The sequence below is a fragment of the Streptomyces sp. NPDC044033 genome (genome assembly GCF_056434425.1).
This window is the reverse complement of record NZ_JBWKFF010000001.1, coordinates 138,053-155,777: the sequence shown is the minus strand read 5'-3', so window position 1 is coordinate 155,777 and position 17,725 is coordinate 138,053. Positions and strand designations below refer to the sequence as shown.

Sequence of the window (17,725 nt, the reverse complement as noted above, 5' to 3'; positions counted from 1 at the left end):
GCCTGCCCGAAGAGACAGCGAATCCGAAAGGAAGCCCTGACGCGGACCGGCTGCCGGAAGGCTCCCGCCGGAATACCGGCCAACGGCCGCCGGGCCCTTGCCCGGGACGGCCGACCGGTCCACGGCTCCCGCCTGGGACCGTCCTCGCTCCCGCCTGGACCGTACTCGAAGGAACCTCGGTCAACCGTCGAGCAGGCTCCGGAGCGCGGCCAGCGGCAAACGGGCTTCCGGAACGGCCGCTCCACCGTCGAACCGGACACCCTCGGCCGCCAGGACGTCCGCGGGCCCGTCCGTGCGCGTCTGATCGGTCCACCGGAAACCCGAGCTGACGCGCCCGGCCGCGGTGAGGACCCGCCACGCGTTGGGGCACTGGCCGCAGGTCGCCAGGTGGGTGCCGACCGGGACGGCGTGGCTGCCGATGACGGATGCCACGTCGCCGTAGGTCGTCCACCGCCCGGACGGGGTGGCGTCCAGCAGGGTGTGCAGACTCGTCCAGTCCCTGCGGGCGCCGCCGAGCTGCTTGGCCAGGTCCGCGATGCTGGCACCTGCCAGCGCCGCCCACTCATCGGGGTCCACCGTGCTCGGGACGGTGCCGGTGTCGACGTCCCACCAGGTCGTTCCCTGTATCCCGTCGGCGGTCCGGCCGGTCACGCTCGTGAAGATGTGGCTGGCCAGCCCGGTCGGCGTGTACGGCTTGCCGTCCGCATCCCAAATCAGCGGTTTTGCCGGATTGTTGTTCCACGCGGCCTTGGTGCGGCTGTCGTCCTCGGCCGCCCAGGCGAGGATGGCCTCGCGGACGGATCGCGGCGCGCCGTGCCTCGGCGTCAGCCGCATTCCGGTCCCGTCCGGCAGCAGGCCGGCGGCGACGAGGATGTGCGCGGCGTTGCGGGCCCGGGAGCGCTCCTCCAGTTTCTGTACGGCGGCCTTGGCCTCGATACGGGCCGGAGCGAGGGTGAACTCCGCCACCTCCGGCGTCGGATAGACCTTGGTGAAGCCGACGACCAGATGGCCTGCCACCTTCCACAGCCCCACCTGGACGAGGTCGATGTCGAGGTTCATCTCCGACAGCCACACCACGGTGTGGGTCACCTGCTTGGGGAAACCGGCGGCGATGATCACCTGCCGGGGGCGCTGGAGCAGTTCGGGGCTCCAGTCCCCGTCCACCTGGTCGAGGAGGCGCTGCCTGCACGCGTCGAGTCCGACGGTCTGCCCCCGGCCCGTCAGGAAGTCGCGGTGCGCCTGGGCCAGGGTGTCGAGATCGAACCGGGACACCAGGGCGGCGTACGTGATCGCCTGGAGATGTACGTCCCGGTCGGCCGTTCCCCGCTTCAGCTCGACCACTACGAGCCGCCCGGTGGCGTCCAGCCCGAGGACGTCCAGCCGGTCCCGCGCCGGAACCCCGTCCGTATCGGCCCACCGGTCGAACTCCGCGGTGATGACGAGCACCGACTCACCCAGGACCTGAGGGTTGGCGATCACCCACTCCTGTAGGTGCCGGCGTTCGAAGAGCCCTTCCTCGGCCAGTCCGGTCGGCGAGATCGGTGTCGCCAACGCGCCCTCGACGGCGAAGAGATGATCCACTGCTTCCCCCTCACATGCCCGGCGGCGTCACGCCGGGTGCGCAGCCTATGCGCGGGCCGCCCCTCGGCCGGTCGGTTTCACCGGATACCAAGGCCCCCGCACTTCTCAAAGAGGGGAAGCGATGCGGCCGTTTGAAGGGGCTCCGCTGGGCGAGCGGGCCCAGGGCGCATTCACATCGGTGAGGCCGCTGCCCGCGGTGGTACGGGGGCGGGCAGCCGGTCCAGGATGTCGAAGTCCAGGCGCAGCCGTGGATGGTTGAGCAGGTGAAGGGTCGCGGGGCGGGTGCAGATCAGGCGCAGGCGTCCGTGGCGGCCGCTGGTCCGGGCTCGGACGCGGTTGAGGAGCCGTACGCCGGAACCGTCCATGAAGTCCACGGGGCGAAGGTCGACCAGCAGGTCGGCGTCGCCGGTGTGGGTGAGGGTGTCCAGGCAGTCGGTGATGTGGGCGGCGGTGTGGATGTCGATTTCGCCGCACAGGACCACCAGGGTGCAGTCTCCGTGGGGGCGGACTTCTTTGACGCAGGCCATTGCAGGGGGTGGGGTCACGACGACCCTCTTCTCCGGAGGCGGATGTCCAGGGGACCGGGCGCCAACGGGTCCGGGTCGGCATTTCCAGGCTAGCGGACTGTGCTGGTCCGCTGACGGATTGTTCCGACGGGCTGCGGATGTGCTGGTGCTGCTGGTACATGGCGGCAGAACAGGGGCCCGGAAGACATGGCCGCCGGCCGTCCGTCCCCCGTCAGTCGCGCCGGGGCAGGGCGTCTCCGTTGTCGTTCAAACGCAGCCGGCGGGCCAGCACGTCGCGGGCGACGTCCAAGAGGGCCCGGTCGTGGCTGAAGGCGTGACCGCGCAGCCGGATCAGGGCGTGGGCGCAGTCGGATCCCAGTTGGGCGGCGAGCATGCCGGTGGCCTGGTGGACCTCGGCGAAGTGGAGACCGGGCTCGTCCAGCAGCGGAGTGCCCGGCGACTCCGGGTGGGCGACGGTGGCGATGGTGATCTGGGAGATGGTGTCGGTCATGCCGAAGGCGTCGGTCAGCTGGTGGGTGGACATCGGGCCGGGCCGGGTGCGGTGGCCGGTGAGCGCGCCGAGCGCGATGACCCCGATGCGCAAGGGGAACGAGAACACCGCGCGTACGTCCAGCGCCTCGACGGCGCCCGGCAGGCCGGGCCAGCGGTCCGTGGCGAACGCGGAGGTGTCGGTCACGTCGGGCAGCAGCATCAGGGCACCGTGACGGGCGGCGTCCAGGCTCGGGCCCTGGCCCTGTACTTGCTGCAGATCCTCCAGCGCGACGGTGCGCTCGCCGAAGGACTGCACCAGTTCCGCCGACCCGCCGCCGGGGGCCAGCAGCAGGCCGAGACCGTCCAGCCCCAGCATGCCGGCGCAGTCCGCGAGCGGCAGCGGTGCCAGGCCGGGACCGGCATGGGAACTGAGGGCGCGCAGATAGTCGGCCATCACCGGATGGTTCACCGAAGCCGCCCCCTTTCGGGTGCCACCCGGACCATCCGGCGGCCGGCCCACCAGTCAGCACCGATGGGCCCGCGCCTCACCGATCGCGCCCCGTGAGAAGCGATGCGTCGGCCGTGCCCTGCAAGATCTGGCGAGCGATCTCGGTGAGCCGAGTCTGGTGAGTGCGTGCGTAGTGGCGCATGAGGGTGAACGCCTCCTCGACGCTGGTGTCGCGGCGGTGTGCGAGATACCCCTTGGCCTGCTCGATGATGACGCGGCTGTCCAGAGCGGCCTGCAATTGCGCGGTCACCGTCATCTGCTCACTCACCGCCCGCTGCTGCAGCACCCCGATGGTGGCGGTATCGGCCAGCGCCTGTCCCAGCCGCACCTGGGATTCGTCCAGTGGCCCGGATCGGTCCCGGAACAGGTTCAGCGCCCCGATCACCTGGTTGTGCAGCCGAAGCGGCGTCGCCGCAACGGACGTGAATCCCGCCTCCAGCGCCCGCGGCGCGAACCGCGGCCACCGCATCCGGGCCGCCTGCGTCGCCAGCGGTACGTCGGGAACCTGCTTCTTGCTCCGGGTGCAGTCCCGGCAGGGGCCCTCGTCCCACTCGATGCTGGCCAGCTCCAACCGGCGGGTCCGCTCGTCGGAGGCCGCGGCATCCACGAGCCGGCCACCGGGAGTCGCGAGCAGCACCCCGGCCGCCGCCACATCCAGCAGCCCCACGCAGTGTTCGGCGAGCGTGTGCAGGAATCCGATGACATCGAAGTCCCGCACCAAGGTATCGGCCAAGTCGACGAATGCGGCCGCCAACTGCTCCTCACGCGGCAGTTCAGGCATGCCCCACCCACCTCCCATGGCGATTCGGGGACACCCTCCCACAGGCTGCTGTCTTCATCTGCTACCCAGTCTCGACCCGATCGCACGCCATTACCAGGGCGCCTTGAACCGCCGCGCCGACGCAGCAAGAAACCGGCGGCCACGAGGTGGGCAAGGCGCGCGGCCGGGCTCTCCTCGTCGAACTGCGCGCCGTGGGCGGTACGGGAGGCGGTGTCCGGACGGACGCGGACGCGGCCGTGACGGACGGCACCTTCTAGGCCGATCCGAAGCCATAGTCACCCAGTCGGACACGCACAACGAGACAGGGCCACCGACTCAGCTGAGTCGATGGCCCTGACCTGCTACTTCTCAGTCGGGGTGGCGGGATTTGAACCCACGACCTCTTCGTCCCGAATGAGGTTCGGCAAAGATCGCCACCGGCTCCGATTGAATTTTCGCAGGTCAGGGCATTGGTGTGGGTTGGTGTGGAGGGGTCTCGCGGGGGCTCGGGGAGCGAGTTGGCCCCCGAATGGCTCCCAGGCTCCCCGTGGTTTGGTCATCCTTCGCGTCAGCGTTGTCCGAACATGCGGCACCTGGCCATGACACGGATAGACGGACTACTGAACAGTCTGCCCCCAGAACCGCGATTCGAGGTCTGCGAAGAAGCGACGCATGAACGTCAAGTCGCCCTTGGCTTGTAGGATCTCGTGGCCGCCGAAGCGAAAGACTTCGTACCCCAGCAGACGCAGGGCTCGATCTTCGGCGACCATCGCGGAGTAGAGGTCAGCGGCGACCTGCCATTGCCCTGTCCCCGGGGGAACCTCGCGGGCGTAATGGTGCTTCCCGTCCACCTCGACGACGATGCGGACGCCGCCGGGAAGAAGCAGCAGGAAATCCATGCGTTCGCGGGCAAGGCGGCGAGGCTTGTGCAGGAGCTGGCGCTGGCGCTCGGTCAGCGGGTCGAAGTGCAGGTATACCTGTGGAAGGAGGGCTGGCTGGCGCCGCCCGTCGACTTCGGAATAGCGGCTGGCGAAAGCGTAGAAGAGATGGCGTTCGGCATTAGAGCTTAGGGACTCTCTTAGCCGCTCGTACAGGGAGATGGCGACGTCGCGTTCTGGTGACGCTTCGAGATGGTTCTCTTGCCGCCACCAGTCGACGAGATCGCCCCAGGTGAGGCCGGCATTGGTCAAAGGCTTGTTGTAGATGAGGCACTGGTCTGCGTGCTCGACGACCTCAATGGCGCCGTCCAACACCTGGCTCCAGACGATCTCAGGCTTGGGACCTTTAGAGGCGAAGATTATGTTCCTCGGGTCGCCGTCAACACCGAGGAAGCCGGTCGACGCGGTAGATGCTTCGTCCAGTTCGTCCAACTGCTCCCAGACTGGCGCGAAGAGCTTGTTGAGGTAACCGCGCCGGGCTGCCCATCCACCAGCACCCCCCATCCCTTCGGCGCTCCAGTAGCCGTGGAAGCCGCGGAAGTCGCGGAACGGCGTATTGAAGTCCAGGCCAAGCCTGCGCATCACAGACTTGAAGGTACGGATCGCCTCAGCTATTTCGTCGTCGTTCAGGCGCTGGTAGCCGCTGGTGCCGCATTGCTCCAGCTCGGAGTGGATGAGCCGCCCGAGGGCTTCGGCTGCGTCTCTGTCTTCGGTGCCCTCCAGCGGCCCTCCGCGTAGCCGAACAACGAACTCGCGCTCGAACTCGTGTCGCTCCGATGACCACAGCTCTCCCGGTCCAGGAGGCGTCACCACCGGTCGGAAAAAGTCGTTCGGCTTCGTACGAGCAGATTACTGAGCAGCGCTGACACGGAAGAGGGGTGAGCATGTTTGCCTGCACAGCGTGCGTGGCGCCTGACTGTCGAGTCAGAGATCATCCAGCGCCGGGGGGTGCAGGCGGGAGGCAGCATGCGCTTGGGTAGCAGGCATGAACTGGAACCCTGCTGGTCCTGAGGATGCTCCAAGCGCCAACATGAACGAGCGAATAGCCAACCTGTGGCGCCGTCAGCGGGTGCGGAAACGTTGGAGTCGTGCGCTGGTGGTGCTGGGGTCTCTGGTTCTGCTGGTCGGGGTCCCGTGGCTCATTTGGCGTGGACCGTACGCGCTGGACCATGAGTACCTAGACCGGGACGAACTAGCAAAGGGATCAGCAGCGCTCGTAACCGGCCTACGCACTTCTCTGGTCACTATGCTTGCCGCGATTGGGGCCGGAGTTGCCGTGGTGTACACGATCCGGACCTATCGCCTTACGCGGCGTGGCCAGATCACTGACCGGTTCAATAAGGCGCTTGAACGCCTCGGCTCCGAGCATGAGTACGTGCGTATCGGAGGTGTCCTCAACCTGGAACAGATTGTCCAGGATGCTCCGGAGCAAGCTGCCCCGGACGCTGCCCGCGTCCTTGTGTATTTCATTCGTGACAGGGCGCCGAAGGCCAAACATGGCAGTCGCAACTGGATGGCGCGCATACGCACTGGGGGCAATGCCTCCCTGCCCCTAGAACCAACAGCTGATGTACAAGCTGCCCTCACGGCCCTGACCAGCGATGTGATGCGCCTTCATGCCGATCCGCGTGTAGTCGTTCTCGACCTTCACGGATTGCACCTGGCGGGAGCCCGGCTGCCTGGCGTCGATCTCACGGATGTCCACTTGGAGGGTGTCGACCTGACTGGTGCTGACCTGAACGGTTCGACGCTGACGATGGCTAACTTGAACGGAGCACGGCTCGCCTCTGCCAACCTGATTGATGTGGATCTGACCTATACGGAGCTAGCACGAGCAGATCTGCGAGGAGCGGATCTCCGACTCACAAGATGGGCCAAGGCGGACCTGCGCGGGACCAACCTGTTGGACGCCAGCGGCTTGCCCTCGAACCTTGATGAGCTTGCGCGCGTCGATGGCCAGACCGTCCTTCCAAGGCACTTGCGATCACCAGCGAGGGGCTGAGGCTGTACACGACCGTGTCTGTATGGGTTAGTTGCTGATTAGAGACGCCTACGTCACCAGCCATTGAGAGAGACTTCTGGTCCACCATTGAGGTAGCGGTCGAGGGCACTCGCGGTGGTGTCTACGAACTCCTCGGGGATGGCGTCGGTGTCGACCCAGCGGACCTGGGCGTGCTTGCGCGGCTCTCGGTTCTCGGGGGTGCCGGTCCACTCGTGGGAGACGAAGACGACTGTCAGGAAGCCGTTCGGAGCCTCGACCCCCCATGCTCCGTGGATGATGTGGGCGACCTTGAGGGATTCCGGCTTCACCGTGAGGCCGGTCTCCTCGTGGAGCTCGCGCACCGCGGTGTCGGTGATCGCCTCGCCGGGTTCGCTCTTCCCGACTGGCAGGTCCCACATGCCTTGGGCGAACTTGGCATTTTCGCTGCGCTGCAGGAGGACGACGCGCTCGGTGGCCTGGTCGTGGACGATGACGGCGGCGACCAGCAGGGTCATGGATTCGAGTGCGGGCTTGAGGGCTTTGGGCTGGTCGTCGGTGGTCGGTTGAGCCACTGTGCGTCCCTTCATCGGCCGGTTGTTGGGCATGTTAGGCGAGTGCTTCGCGGGTGCGGCGGGCGAGTTCGCCGGCGCCGGGGACTCTGCGGCGCTGATAGATCGCGAGGGTGGACCCCAGCGACGTGATCGCTTTGCGGGTGCGGTCGGAGGTCATGCCCTCCATGAGTGTCAGAGCCTGCGACCAGGCGGCGACCGCCTCGTCGGCGCGGGCCTGGGCGGCGAGGCTGTCGCCCAGGTCGGCGTAGGTGAGGGCGTGGACGCGCTTGTACTTCACGGGATCCCAGCGGACCAGGGCGTCACGGTGCTGTTGTTCCGTGCCGATGTGGTCGGCGAGGTCGGTGAGGGTGCGGGCGGTGTGGCTGGCCACGGTGCCGGCGGCCGGGCCACTGACGCGGGAGTAGCTGGGCTGCGGGCCGTCCTCGCGAAGCAAGGCGTCCTCAGCAGTGAGGAGGGCGCGGGCAGCGGCGGGCTTCTCGCCCGTGGCGGCATAGGCGCGGGCATGGGTGATGTGGAGCAGGGCTTCGGTCTGGCCGTCGATATGCCCGACGCCCTGCCCAAGAGCTGCTTCGGCGAGGTCGATGCAGTGATGGGGCTGTTTGAGGCTGAGTGCCTGGTGGGCGAGGGTGCGCATCATCCAGGCGGCATGGCCGTGCGGGTCGGCCTCGCAGGCAAGTTGGTAGCCGACTTGGTAGTAGCGCTGGGCGGCGCCTTCCTGGCCGAGATCGTGGTGCTTCCAGCCTGCCAGGTAGGCGAGTTCGGCCACCGCGCCGAAGGCTTCTCGGCGTAAGGGATCCGCGGTGAAGCGTCCTCGGAGCATCGGGGCTGCCGTGTCGGCGAGGTAGGCGGTGACGGTGGTCAGACCGTGACCGCCTCCGAGGCGTTCGTCGGCCGCGCTGAACGCGGCGGTGATCTGTCGTACGACGTCCACGTCCTCCTCGCCGACCAGCATCGTGCCGGATCGGGCGCGGAGCATGCGGCTTGCAGCCTCATGGTCGTATGCGAGCGGCATGGAGACGCCCGCGGTGGTGAATGTGGCGATCGCGAGGAAGCGGTGGTGCTCGACGTCGGCGCGGCCCAGATCGGTCGCTGCCAGCACCGGATCGCCTTCGTCCTGCCCGTGGTCGTCGTGAGTGCCCAGGCCGATTTCGGCCTTGGTGACGATGCGACCGGATCGACGGGACAGGGCCTCGGCGAGGTATTGGGCGGTGCGACCGCTGGGCTGGCGGGTGCCGTTGACCCAGTGCGAGATGGCCGACTTGTTGGTCTGGGTGATCTCGCCGTTCTCGGCGGCGATACGCCGTACGTCCTTCGCCAGCGCCTCGTACGTGCAGCCGATCGCCGCGATGGCCTCACGCAGGCGGGAGTTCGGTGCTCGCTGCGCTGCCACGACCGCCTCCGACCTGGAGCCTGTAAACCGCGTATACCGCTTCGCCTGGCTCTCACCGTACCCACTGAGCGTGACGGCCGGTTCACTAATCATCAGCCGCCCGGAACGGTTCCAGGTCCGACCGTGAATCCAGGCTCCCCACGTGGCCGGGCGGCACCCAAGTTCCGTACACCCGCCTCGGTTTCGGGCATTCCTGTGCCCGAACCCGGCCGAAGAGAGACGGAGACATCGTGACCACCATCGACACCACGGCCATCACGGTCGAACTGCCCGAGTCATTCGACACGCGCTGGGGCCGCCTGCCCGGCATCCAGGTCGACGGCCGGCGCATCACCATCGACCCGGTCGACTACTTCTTCCGCTTCGAGTCCCACAGTTGGCTCGTCGCCGACTGGGAGCTGGTCAAGTCCCAGCTCCTGGATGTGGACGAGACCACCGAGAGCGCGGTCGAGCAGCTCGCCCTCGACTTCATCAAGCAGCACGCCGCCTCTACTCCGGACGCGGCCCAGGTACTGGCCACCGCGTACGAGGTGTACGCGTACCTGTTCCGCGAGGAGCACCTCGCCTCGCTCGGTCTGCCGCAGATCACCGCCGAGCACCTGCGGATGCTCCGTGAGGCGGCCACGCTGATGGCGCTGAACAAGGTCGAGCTGGACGGGCACATCTCCAACGTCGGTCCGTGCTGGTTCTTCCCCGCAGCCACTTCCGTCGTCTTCGACCTCGACGAGGAGATGGGCGGCCTGCTGGACGAGGTCTACCACGGTGGCTGGTTCAACGAGCACCGCCGCATCGAGTCCATCAAGGCCCACGCCGCGCTCGGTGGCCGGCTCGTGCACGGCTGCCAGTCCGTGCCGGATCAGTCGGGTGGCGTCGTCGCGCCCTACGGTGCCTCGATGGCCAACTTTCGTGACGACCTGGCCGAGTTCAAGGCCGGTTGGATCGAGCAGATCTACACCCACCGCGTGACCCCTGCCGTGTAGCCCGCACCCGACCCGGCTCCGGGGCGGGCCGGCACTTCCGCCCGCCCCGGACGCCTCCAACCACAGGAGTCCCTCATGGACGCGACCCTGAACGCTGAACTCTTGGACAACGTGCTGACCGCCGCCGGGCAGCCCGCCGCCGTAGCGCGTGCGGAGGTACGCGTCTGGTCCATGTCTGGCGTCGAACGCCTGACGTTCCCCGACGGCGCCACCGCCATCTTCAAGTACGCCAAGAAGCCCTTCGACAGCGAAGACCAGGCCCTACGCCTGGCCGTCACCCTCGGCGTCCCAGTCCCCAAGGTCCACGCCTCCGCGGTACTGGACGGCTGGCTCGGGATGATGCTGGAAGACCTCGGCACCCCTATCCGGGACGCCGACGACCTCGACGGTGCTGCCGCAGCCGTGGTCCTGCACCACACCCGCACCGCCGCTGCGCTGTCCGTCCTCGACCAAGAAGCCCTGCGCTCCCTGCCCGGCCGAGCACTGGATCACCTCGATCAACTACGCAAGGCCGAGCGATGGGAGGACACCGACGACATCGGGAGCGCGCTCGACCGACTCGCCCGGGCCGCCGAAGCACGCTCGGCCGGCACAACGACAGCGCCGTTCGGCTGGGTGCACTCCGAGTTCCACCCCACCAGCCTCCACATCGGCCAACGAGGCTGGCGCCTCCTGGACTTCGCCCGCGCCTTCAACGGTCCTGGCCTGCTCGACCTGGCCAGCTGGCACGGCACACTCGACGAGCCGGAACCGTACCGACTCCGGGTCTTCCTCGAGCAGTACGTCACCGAAGGCGGCACCCCCGATGCCCTCGCCGAGCGCGGCGGACTGCCGGCCGAGGAGTGGGCGCTGGGCTGGCACCGCATGTGGGCGGTGGAGTGGTTCATGGAACAGGCCATCCGCTGGATCAACGACCCGGCCACCGACCCCGCGTACATCAAGATCGTACGCCGTCACCTCACCGATGCCCTCCGGCTCCTGGAGGTCTAGATGCCGTTCGCTCAGGCATCCCCCTGGCACGCACACGCACTCCAGCGCACCGCCGCCGGCCCTGCCCGAGCACTCGCTGTGCCGGCCCGGATGGAATGGACGGTCAAACCCGGCAGCGGCCCAGGCGCCGAGATACTTGGCCCCGACCTGCACGGGAAGCGGCTGCTCGAACTCGGCTGCGGCCCCGGCCATAACGCCGCCCACCTCGCGACACGACACGGAGCACGCGTCACGGGCCTCGACCTGGTTGGCCTTCAGATCCGCCGAGCCCGCTCCCACTACGGCCGACTCACCAACCTCACTTTCGTCGCCGGCCACGCCCTGCACTACCTGCAAGCAAGCGACGAGCAGTTCGACGCCATCTACTCGGTCTTCGGTGCCGTCGGCCTTGTAGCTCCCGAGCTCCTGCTCCCGGCCATCGCCCAGCACCTGAAACCCGGCCGCGCTCTGACCTTCACCGTGCCTCACCCCGAGCGCGGGGGCCGCCGCCCGTCACCGGACGACCGGCCGCGCCGCGATCACGTCATGCTCCCGGACCGCACTCGACTTCCCCTCGCGCGCTGGGACTTCGATGCGGGCCGCTGGGAGTCACACCTCCGCGAGGCGGGCCTGTGGCTCACCTCAGCCCAGGAATTCCACGACGCCCGCCTCGGCCGCTGGCCCGCCACCTTGCTGATCACTGCCCGCAAGCTCTGACCCCCGCTCCAGCCCTCTGGAGGAACCGATGCGCACGCCCTACCTGCTCCTCGACGTCGACGGCGTCCTCATACCGTTCCCGGCGGACGACGGGTCCACCCCGGCCTCGCATGTCCGACACGACGTCGTCCCTGCCGGCCGACGTGCCGACGACCCCGTCGGTGTCTGGCTCCACCCCGAACACGGCCCCCTGCTGATGGACGTGTTCCGAACCGGCCTGGTCAACCCGGTCTGGTGCACCAGCTGGCGCCGAGACGCTGCGACCTTGATCGGCCCACTTCTCGGCCTCCCGCCACTGCCGTACGTCGAGCTCCCGCGGCCACAGATCACGACCAGCCACCCCGACGGCTACCTCTGGAAACGCGACTACGTTGACACCTGGCTGGGCGACGCACCCGCCATCTGGATCGACGACGACTTCACCAGCCTTGACCACGAATGGGCTGCCGCCCGCACCGGCCGTGGCGCGGCGACCCTCCTCATTGAGCCGGACCCTCACGCCGGGCTGCAGGCCCAGCACCTGGACATAGCCATCGGGTGGGTGGACCAGTTGCGTCGATTCGTGACAACCGGTCCATCTGATGCTCTACCTGGAGTCGTAGCCGTCTAGGCCGTTTCCTTCGGATCACCTCGCCGACCAGATGAAGATGCGCACCATCACCCTGGCTCTGACGCAGCTGCGTCACGCCATCGACGCCCAAGCGCGAATGATCGCGCGGGCTCTCCGGCACCTCGCGCCCGGCCACCTGCCCCGCTGATCGGCGGGCAGGTTGCGGGCAGCATCGACCCGCACACGCCAGTCGGGGTCGTCGGCGAGGAGGGGTATGCACACGTGGGCGTCACCGGTGTCGGTGGGCAGCGGAGGCTGGAGACTACGCTCCTGTCGGCGGGGATGGGCTGGTCAACAGCGTCTCTCCCACGACCATGGCCCGCCACAGGGTTGGGACGCAGGCTAGCAACTCCTTCAGCCGGCGGGCCTGTGCCGCGGCCAGCCAGCTCAGGACGACCCGCGAGGTCAATGACTGCCCCAGAGTGAATTGCGGGTTGGCCCCAGCCAGCGTTTCCAGGGCCGTCTGAAGGCGAAGCCGCGCCTCCTGGGATGTGTGGGTGAGGTAGTTACGGGTCTCGCGCAAAACCGTGAACCTCCACATCACCTCATCGGGAACCGCGTTGAGCTCGGCCTGCACGTCCGCTCGCAGCCATCCGTCGGTGATCCGCGGATCCCCGTTGCCCAGCTTGTCGATGTACATATCCGTGAGGACGCCCGCCCCGTCCGCGACGATGGCTGCACGTGGCTTCGGCTTCAGCGCCGGGTCGGCCAGCCGGCGGGGGATTGCTGTCGGATCGGCGGCCACGATTGCGCGGATCCAGCCCCTGCGGCGGAACTCGAACTCCTGCATGAACCCCCGCGTGAAGCTCTCGACCAGGCCCGACATCTCTGTCGGGGGAGTGCGTTCGAGACGCGTGAGAAACATATCGATCTCCTGCTGGGCACTGTGCAGGGCCAGCGTGGCCATAGGCGTCGACGTCTGTTGGCCTCGGCTTGCCGCGACCTGGACCGCGACCGATCCGGCCACAGCCCGCTTGGCCGAGATCCAGTTCCCGTATCGGAACCGCACGGCTGCTGCCGACGGATGGCGTCGCCCCGCGCGGTCCTCTGCGTCGACCCAGGTCTGGTACCCAGTGAAGGTGGAGGTCTGCCTATTGGTGACGCAGTACTCCAAGTACTGATTTAGGGCCGCAGGGTAGTGCTCCTCGTCGAAGACGATCAGCCCCTTCGGACGACCGCGCCGATCCGGGGTCAGACCGATCCCCGTAAGCGCATCACCCCACGCGCCGTGGCCTATCCGCTTCATCACTGTTTGGCTCGTCGGCGGCCATGGGGCACTTCCCTTGCGGGACTCCAGGCCGAGCTCGGACAGGATCTGTCTCCGCTGCCCGTTGTAACGCTGCGCCGACAGTCCCGTGCCTGCGTTCTCGCGCGCGTGCTGTCGCGCTGCGTGGACCAGGCACAGGATCGAGGAGACAGTCTCCGCATCGAGTCCTTCGCGCTGCAGCGCCAGTGCCACATCGTTGGCCTCCTCCACGTCGACCCCTGCGACCGCCGCGACCGGATCGGGCGTCAGACTCTCCTCTCGCGCCAGGGCGTACCACACCGCGCTCTCGATGACGGCCGGCGAGAAGGCGAACTCCTGTACGTCCACATTGAATAGAACGCCAGCCTCACCGATTGCCTCCCGCACCACCGTGGACGGGGTCTGCGGCAGCAACAGCGAAAACCGCGCCTCGACTTCTGTCCGCGCCACCCCGGCAGCGGCCAGATTCTCGATCGTCGTGCGGAAGTCGCGTAGGAATGCGGCGACTTGCTCGGACAACTCGTGTGCTCGGCCCTGTGCGCGGACTTGCCGCGCTTGTTCGGCCGTCACCGCTCCCAAGGACTTCAGGATCTGACGTACGCGCTCACGAGTGATGCTGAATCGGCTCCCGATTTGTTCCAGGGTCTCGCCTGCGGCGTACGCCTCCACCATGGCGAGGTTGCGTTCCTTGTTGGAGCCCGTCACGCGGTCCCTCCCGAATTTCCGCCGATACGCACTGCGGTGATCTTGCCAGGTGGGTGGCTCTGGTTCAGGCGGTTTGCGCGCATGACTTAGGCAGCGCTGAAGTCATGCCCGCTTGCACCTTCACAGGCTGGATCATTGATTGCCTGCTGATCGGGTTAAGCTCGCCAGGGCGTGGATGTAGACACCTGCAGTGCGCCTGGCCGATGCCGTTCAGGCAGGTCCATCCACAGCGGCCCAGCGCCCAAGTGCGGCTCGCCCGGTGGCTAGCGTCGCCGTGTGTGTGGAGGCTGTGCCTGAGTTGCCTGGGCAGTTGGTGTCGGTCGTGTCGGCATGCTCGGACGCTGTGCCGCGTTCCGGGCCTGCGCCGCACGGGCGCGGTCGCTCGGCACCGGCCTGGCGCTGAGGCGTTCGACGCGCCAGGTCAGAACACGCGCGGGGCGGCGAGCATCGTCCAGCGCTCGCTGGTCGGCAGCCAGCTGCAGGAGCTCCTTCGGATCGTGTCCCGCCTCCTCTGCGGCCGCGAGAACGGCGGCGAGCGCGTCGAAGGCCGGGTCCTTCAGTACCTGTTCCGCATGCTCTGGTACGTACTGCCGGATGAGCAGGATGTGCCGCTCCACGACCCGCTGCGGCGGCCGGCGCTGGGCGCGTGCGGTGAGCGGCGCGGCTGCGGTCTGCTCGTAGGCGGCTTGGAGGTGCAGCAGGGTCTGGTGGGCGGCGACCACTTGCTGGTCGTGCTGGTGGAGCTGATGCCAGCGAGCGGCGGCCATGACAACGAGGATCGCTGCGTCCAACAGCATCGCCAGCAGGGCACCGTCCCTTGGTGCGGGCTCGCGGACCATCGCCCGTACCGCGCCGCGCAGGGCACGGGCGTGCTGGTGATCGGCCCGGGTGCGGGAGCGGGTAGCGCGTTCGAAGGCTTCCGCTGCCTGACGGAGCTGGGGTTGTACGCCCTGGGGCGTGAGGAGTGGGAGGACGTCGAGGGCTTCACCGAAGGCGGCGAGGTGGGCCTGGGCGGCTGCGTCATCCTCGCGGTCGAAGTGGTGGGGGATGCGTTCGGCGGCGGCGGTTGCTTGGTGCCAGGGGTTGGTCCTGCGTGGGCTCGGCTGCCGTTCGGTGGCGTCGAGGCGCTGGCGGATCTTGGGGAGGGACAGGTCGGGGGCGAGTGCTGAGCCGGAGTACCAGATGGGCTCTTGCTTGCCGTTGGTGTCGTCCTGGAGAGCAACGGTGTAGCCGCGTACGTCGCCGGTAGGGAAGTGCTTGATGTCGACGAGGACGCCGTCGGTGGCCTGGAGGAGGCTTATGAACTCCTCGGTGCTGGTGGCGGCGGCCACGGCGGTACGCACCGTGGTGCGCAGTCGCTCGCGGGCGGCGCGGGCTTGGCCGGCGCGCTTGGCCTTCTCCTGCTCGGCGCGGGTGGGCCGCTTGGCGGCGGTGCGATCCCCGCGTACGACCTGGAAGAGGCCGTACTCCCTTTCGATGGCTGCGAGTTCGCGGTCGGCGGTGAGGTAGTCGTTCCAGTGCCGGGCGGTGCGCAGATCGGCACGGACCTTGGTGGCGGCGATGTGGATGTGGTCGTCGGCGTGGCGGACGGCGACCCAGCGGCAGCCATCCGGGTCGCCGTAAGGGGCGATGCCGGTGGCGGCGACGACGCGGCGGGCGATGTCGGCCCAATCGTCGTCGCTGAGGTGGCGGTCGGTCTCGGCGGCGCGGATCGAGCAGTGCCACACGTGCTTCTCGGGCGCCCTGTCGAGCCGCGCGGCCTGTTTGACGTGCAGGTCGAGGTCGGCGGCGAGAGCCCGCTTGGTAGCGTCGAAGTCGTCCGCGCGGCCGGGGTCGGGGGCGAAGCCGTCCCAGGAGGCGACCAAGTGCGGGTCGGTGTGGCCCTTCTTCTTCGTGTCGTACAGGTAGCGGATGAGATCGGCGGTGTCCTGGCCGCCGGTGATCTTCGCGATCATCGAGCCGCCTTGTGGCTGACAGCCTGGTTCGCGGCTGTGGCGATGTGGCGCACCGCCTCACCGACTGCATCGAGAGTCCGGTCGGTCTGGGCGAGGAGGGCGCTGTCCCCAGGGTGTGGATGGCCGCCGGAGTTGAGCTTCTTGGCGATCTGGTTGACGTTGCGGCCGATGGCGGCGACCTGCTCGCGCAAGGCGTTGATCTCGTCGATGTAGTCGTCGAGTTGGGTGCGCTGGCCGGGCACGGTGAGGTCACCTTCGATGTGGGCCATGGTGACGGCGGCGACGTAGTGAGCGCCGCTGAGGTTCAGCGACGTGGCCTTGGCGCGGATCGCGGCCCTTTCTTCGACGCTGTAGCGGACATCGACACGCTTCTCGCGGCGGCCACTCGGATCGGCCTTGCGACGTTGGGCGACGCGGTGCAGAGCGGCTGCTTCGGCGGCACGCGGCAGGGACACGGCAACGGCGACGGGCTCGGCGCCAGGGTGTTGCTTCTCCTGCTCGAGCACCCCCTGGTGCCCGAGTGCCTCCGCCACCCCAGGGGCGGAGGCTTCCCCGTGAGACCGGCCTGTGGACGGTCCAGCGGGATACCTTGCTGACGCGGTTTCGGCTGCTGTGATCGTCTTCATCTCCTCGTGTGTGGTGGCCGGTTCGTGCTGCGGTGCGGGCATGGGGGACCTACTCGGTGGGGTGTGGATCGGGGAGTGCGGTGACGTCGGGTCGGCTCGTCACCGAAGGGAGACTCGTCCCCGCGCTGACGTGCGGGGACGAGAGATGCGGGACGTGCTCGGCAGCGGCAGCTAGTCAGGAAGCGATTGCCGCTGGCGTGGCCTCGCTCGGTTCGGCTGCGGCGGCTTCGTCGAGTTCGGCCTGGAGCGCGTCCTTGACGCGCTCGGCCTCGTCCTTGCCGATCGTGCGGTCGGCGTTGCGGACCGCGTCCTCGATGTGGCGGCGTGAGGCTTTGCCTCCGCGCCCACGAGGCGCACTCCGGGCGATAGCGAGGAGCTCGGGGTCTACGGTGCCCGCCTCCTCTTCGGTGTCCGCGATGGAAGAGGCGGGGGGAACCGCCACATCGGCAGCCTGTGCCGCCACGTCTGCCGGAGCGCCCGCCACCTTGAGGGGCGCGGGCAGCTGGACGTCGGAGGTGGCGCCGTCGGCAACGGCTTCGGCGTCCTCGATCGGTCCCGTCACGGATGCTGTGGCGGCCTGGGGAGCCGCAAGGTTCGAGGGCATCGTGCTGGGGCTGGCGGACTCGGGGTTGTGGTGCAGCACCTTTGCCACGAGGTCTGATCCGAAGTAGATCGACCCGACTGGGAGGGAGGTTGCCAGCAGGACGAGCGCCCAGTTGGCGTGGTCCCAGTCGGTGAGCCGGCCCCATCGGGTCGACTCGGAGTGCAGAGCCGGTATGAGGCCGTGGACGTAGTTCAGCAGCAGGCTGGCGATGGTGTAGGTGGCCAGGATCCGTAGTGCGAATTTCCGATCCGGGCCGGTCAGCACGAGCGTGGCGATGAGCGCGAGAGCCATCAGCCCGTCGACCACGATCGGGTAGAGCAGAGCGGCAGTTGGATCGGCGCCGATGGCACGAGCCACGTCGGACAGGGCGTTCCACGAGACCCGGAAGGCCATGAGGACGACAGCCACCAGGCCGAGGACGAGGGCGGTGCGTGCATGTCGGAGGGCACTTGCAGGTTCGTCGGTGAGGTGCGGCCGATGCGGATCAGTTCGCCGCAGTAGGGCCTTGATGCGTGCGCGCAAGCGGGGTTCTCCAGGTGGTTTTGGGTGCGGCGGTCTCGGCGGAGGTGCGGGCAGGCGAGGCCG

At 68.2% G+C, this 17,725-nt stretch carries 16 protein-coding genes; 5 read left to right on the top strand and 11 right to left on the bottom strand.

Annotated elements, in window-relative coordinates; translation table 11 throughout:
* Positions 1 to 180: 180 nt before the first annotated feature.
* The 5 genes from AC07AB_RS00710 to AC07AB_RS00690 form a co-directional block, all read right to left on the bottom strand.
* Positions 181 to 1,581 (bottom strand): DNA-binding protein, encoded by a 1,401-nt coding sequence (locus AC07AB_RS00710; protein ID WP_478557812.1) that lies wholly within the window; start codon positions 1,579 to 1,581, stop codon positions 181 to 183.
* A 170-nt stretch (positions 1,582 to 1,751) separates the two neighbouring features.
* Positions 1,752 to 2,126, bottom strand: a complete 375-nt coding sequence (locus tag AC07AB_RS00705; RefSeq protein WP_478557809.1) for an STAS domain-containing protein — start codon at positions 2,124 to 2,126, stop codon at positions 1,752 to 1,754.
* Positions 2,127 to 2,319: 193 nt separating this feature from the next.
* Complete coding sequence (locus AC07AB_RS00700; RefSeq protein ID WP_478557806.1) at positions 2,320 to 3,048, bottom strand: ANTAR domain-containing protein; 729 nt, start codon at positions 3,046 to 3,048, stop codon at positions 2,320 to 2,322.
* 76 nt (positions 3,049 to 3,124) lie between these two features.
* Entirely contained in the window at positions 3,125 to 3,868 is a 744-nt protein-coding gene (locus AC07AB_RS00695) for a GAF and ANTAR domain-containing protein (RefSeq protein ID WP_478557803.1), read from the bottom strand.
* A gap of 596 nt (positions 3,869 to 4,464) precedes the next feature.
* On the bottom strand, positions 4,465 to 5,595 hold the full coding sequence (locus tag AC07AB_RS00690; protein WP_478557800.1) for a hypothetical protein: 1,131 nt from the start codon (positions 5,593 to 5,595) through the stop codon (positions 4,465 to 4,467).
* A 175-nt stretch (positions 5,596 to 5,770) separates the two neighbouring features.
* Between AC07AB_RS00690 and AC07AB_RS00685 the strand changes: the two genes are divergently transcribed.
* Positions 5,771 to 6,787, top strand: a complete 1,017-nt coding sequence (locus AC07AB_RS00685; protein ID WP_478557797.1) for a pentapeptide repeat-containing protein — start codon at positions 5,771 to 5,773, stop codon at positions 6,785 to 6,787.
* Positions 6,788 to 6,840: 53 nt separating this feature from the next.
* On the opposite strand, the gene AC07AB_RS00680 is transcribed toward AC07AB_RS00685, so the two are convergent.
* Both AC07AB_RS00680 and AC07AB_RS00675 read right to left on the bottom strand, forming a co-directional pair.
* Complete coding sequence (locus AC07AB_RS00680; RefSeq protein ID WP_478557794.1) at positions 6,841 to 7,371, bottom strand: NUDIX domain-containing protein; 531 nt, start codon at positions 7,369 to 7,371, stop codon at positions 6,841 to 6,843.
* Position 7,372: 1 nt separating this feature from the next.
* Positions 7,373 to 8,728, bottom strand: a complete 1,356-nt coding sequence (locus AC07AB_RS00675; RefSeq protein WP_478557792.1) for a helix-turn-helix domain-containing protein — start codon at positions 8,726 to 8,728, stop codon at positions 7,373 to 7,375.
* Between the two features lie 230 nt (positions 8,729 to 8,958).
* Here AC07AB_RS00675 and AC07AB_RS00670 point away from each other — a divergent pair, with 230 nt between their 5' ends.
* The 4 genes from AC07AB_RS00670 (at position 8,959) to AC07AB_RS00655 (ending at position 12,004) form a co-directional block, all read left to right on the top strand.
* Positions 8,959 to 9,708, top strand: a complete 750-nt coding sequence (locus tag AC07AB_RS00670; RefSeq protein WP_478557789.1) for a hypothetical protein — start codon at positions 8,959 to 8,961, stop codon at positions 9,706 to 9,708.
* A gap of 75 nt (positions 9,709 to 9,783) precedes the next feature.
* Positions 9,784 to 10,698, top strand: a complete 915-nt coding sequence (locus AC07AB_RS00665; RefSeq protein ID WP_478557786.1) for a phosphotransferase family protein — start codon at positions 9,784 to 9,786, stop codon at positions 10,696 to 10,698.
* The gene (locus tag AC07AB_RS00660) at positions 10,699 to 11,394 is read left to right on the top strand and encodes a class I SAM-dependent methyltransferase (RefSeq protein ID WP_478557783.1); all 696 of its coding nucleotides are present in this window, start codon (positions 10,699 to 10,701) and stop codon (positions 11,392 to 11,394) included. It abuts the gene before it with no gap.
* 28 nt (positions 11,395 to 11,422) lie between these two features.
* The gene (locus AC07AB_RS00655; RefSeq protein ID WP_478557780.1) at positions 11,423 to 12,004 is read left to right on the top strand and encodes a hypothetical protein; all 582 of its coding nucleotides are present in this window, start codon (positions 11,423 to 11,425) and stop codon (positions 12,002 to 12,004) included.
* Positions 12,005 to 12,266: 262 nt separating this feature from the next.
* On the opposite strand, the gene AC07AB_RS00650 is transcribed toward AC07AB_RS00655, so the two are convergent.
* The 4 genes from AC07AB_RS00650 to AC07AB_RS00635 form a co-directional block, all read right to left on the bottom strand.
* Positions 12,267 to 13,955, bottom strand: a complete 1,689-nt coding sequence (locus AC07AB_RS00650) for a sigma factor-like helix-turn-helix DNA-binding protein (protein WP_478557777.1) — start codon at positions 13,953 to 13,955, stop codon at positions 12,267 to 12,269.
* Between the two features lie 263 nt (positions 13,956 to 14,218).
* Positions 14,219 to 15,910: a relaxase/mobilization nuclease domain-containing protein gene (locus AC07AB_RS00645; RefSeq protein ID WP_478557774.1), complete on the bottom strand. Its 1,692-nt coding sequence runs from the start codon at positions 15,908 to 15,910 to the stop codon at positions 14,219 to 14,221.
* Positions 15,907 to 16,443, bottom strand: a complete 537-nt coding sequence (locus tag AC07AB_RS00640; RefSeq protein ID WP_478557771.1) for a plasmid mobilization protein — start codon at positions 16,441 to 16,443, stop codon at positions 15,907 to 15,909. The genes AC07AB_RS00645 and AC07AB_RS00640 overlap by 4 nt, the downstream gene beginning before the upstream one ends.
* A gap of 268 nt (positions 16,444 to 16,711) precedes the next feature.
* Positions 16,712 to 17,533: a DUF2637 domain-containing protein gene (locus AC07AB_RS00635; RefSeq protein WP_478559660.1), complete on the bottom strand. Its 822-nt coding sequence runs from the start codon at positions 17,531 to 17,533 to the stop codon at positions 16,712 to 16,714.
* Between the last annotated feature and the right edge of the window lie 192 nt (positions 17,534 to 17,725).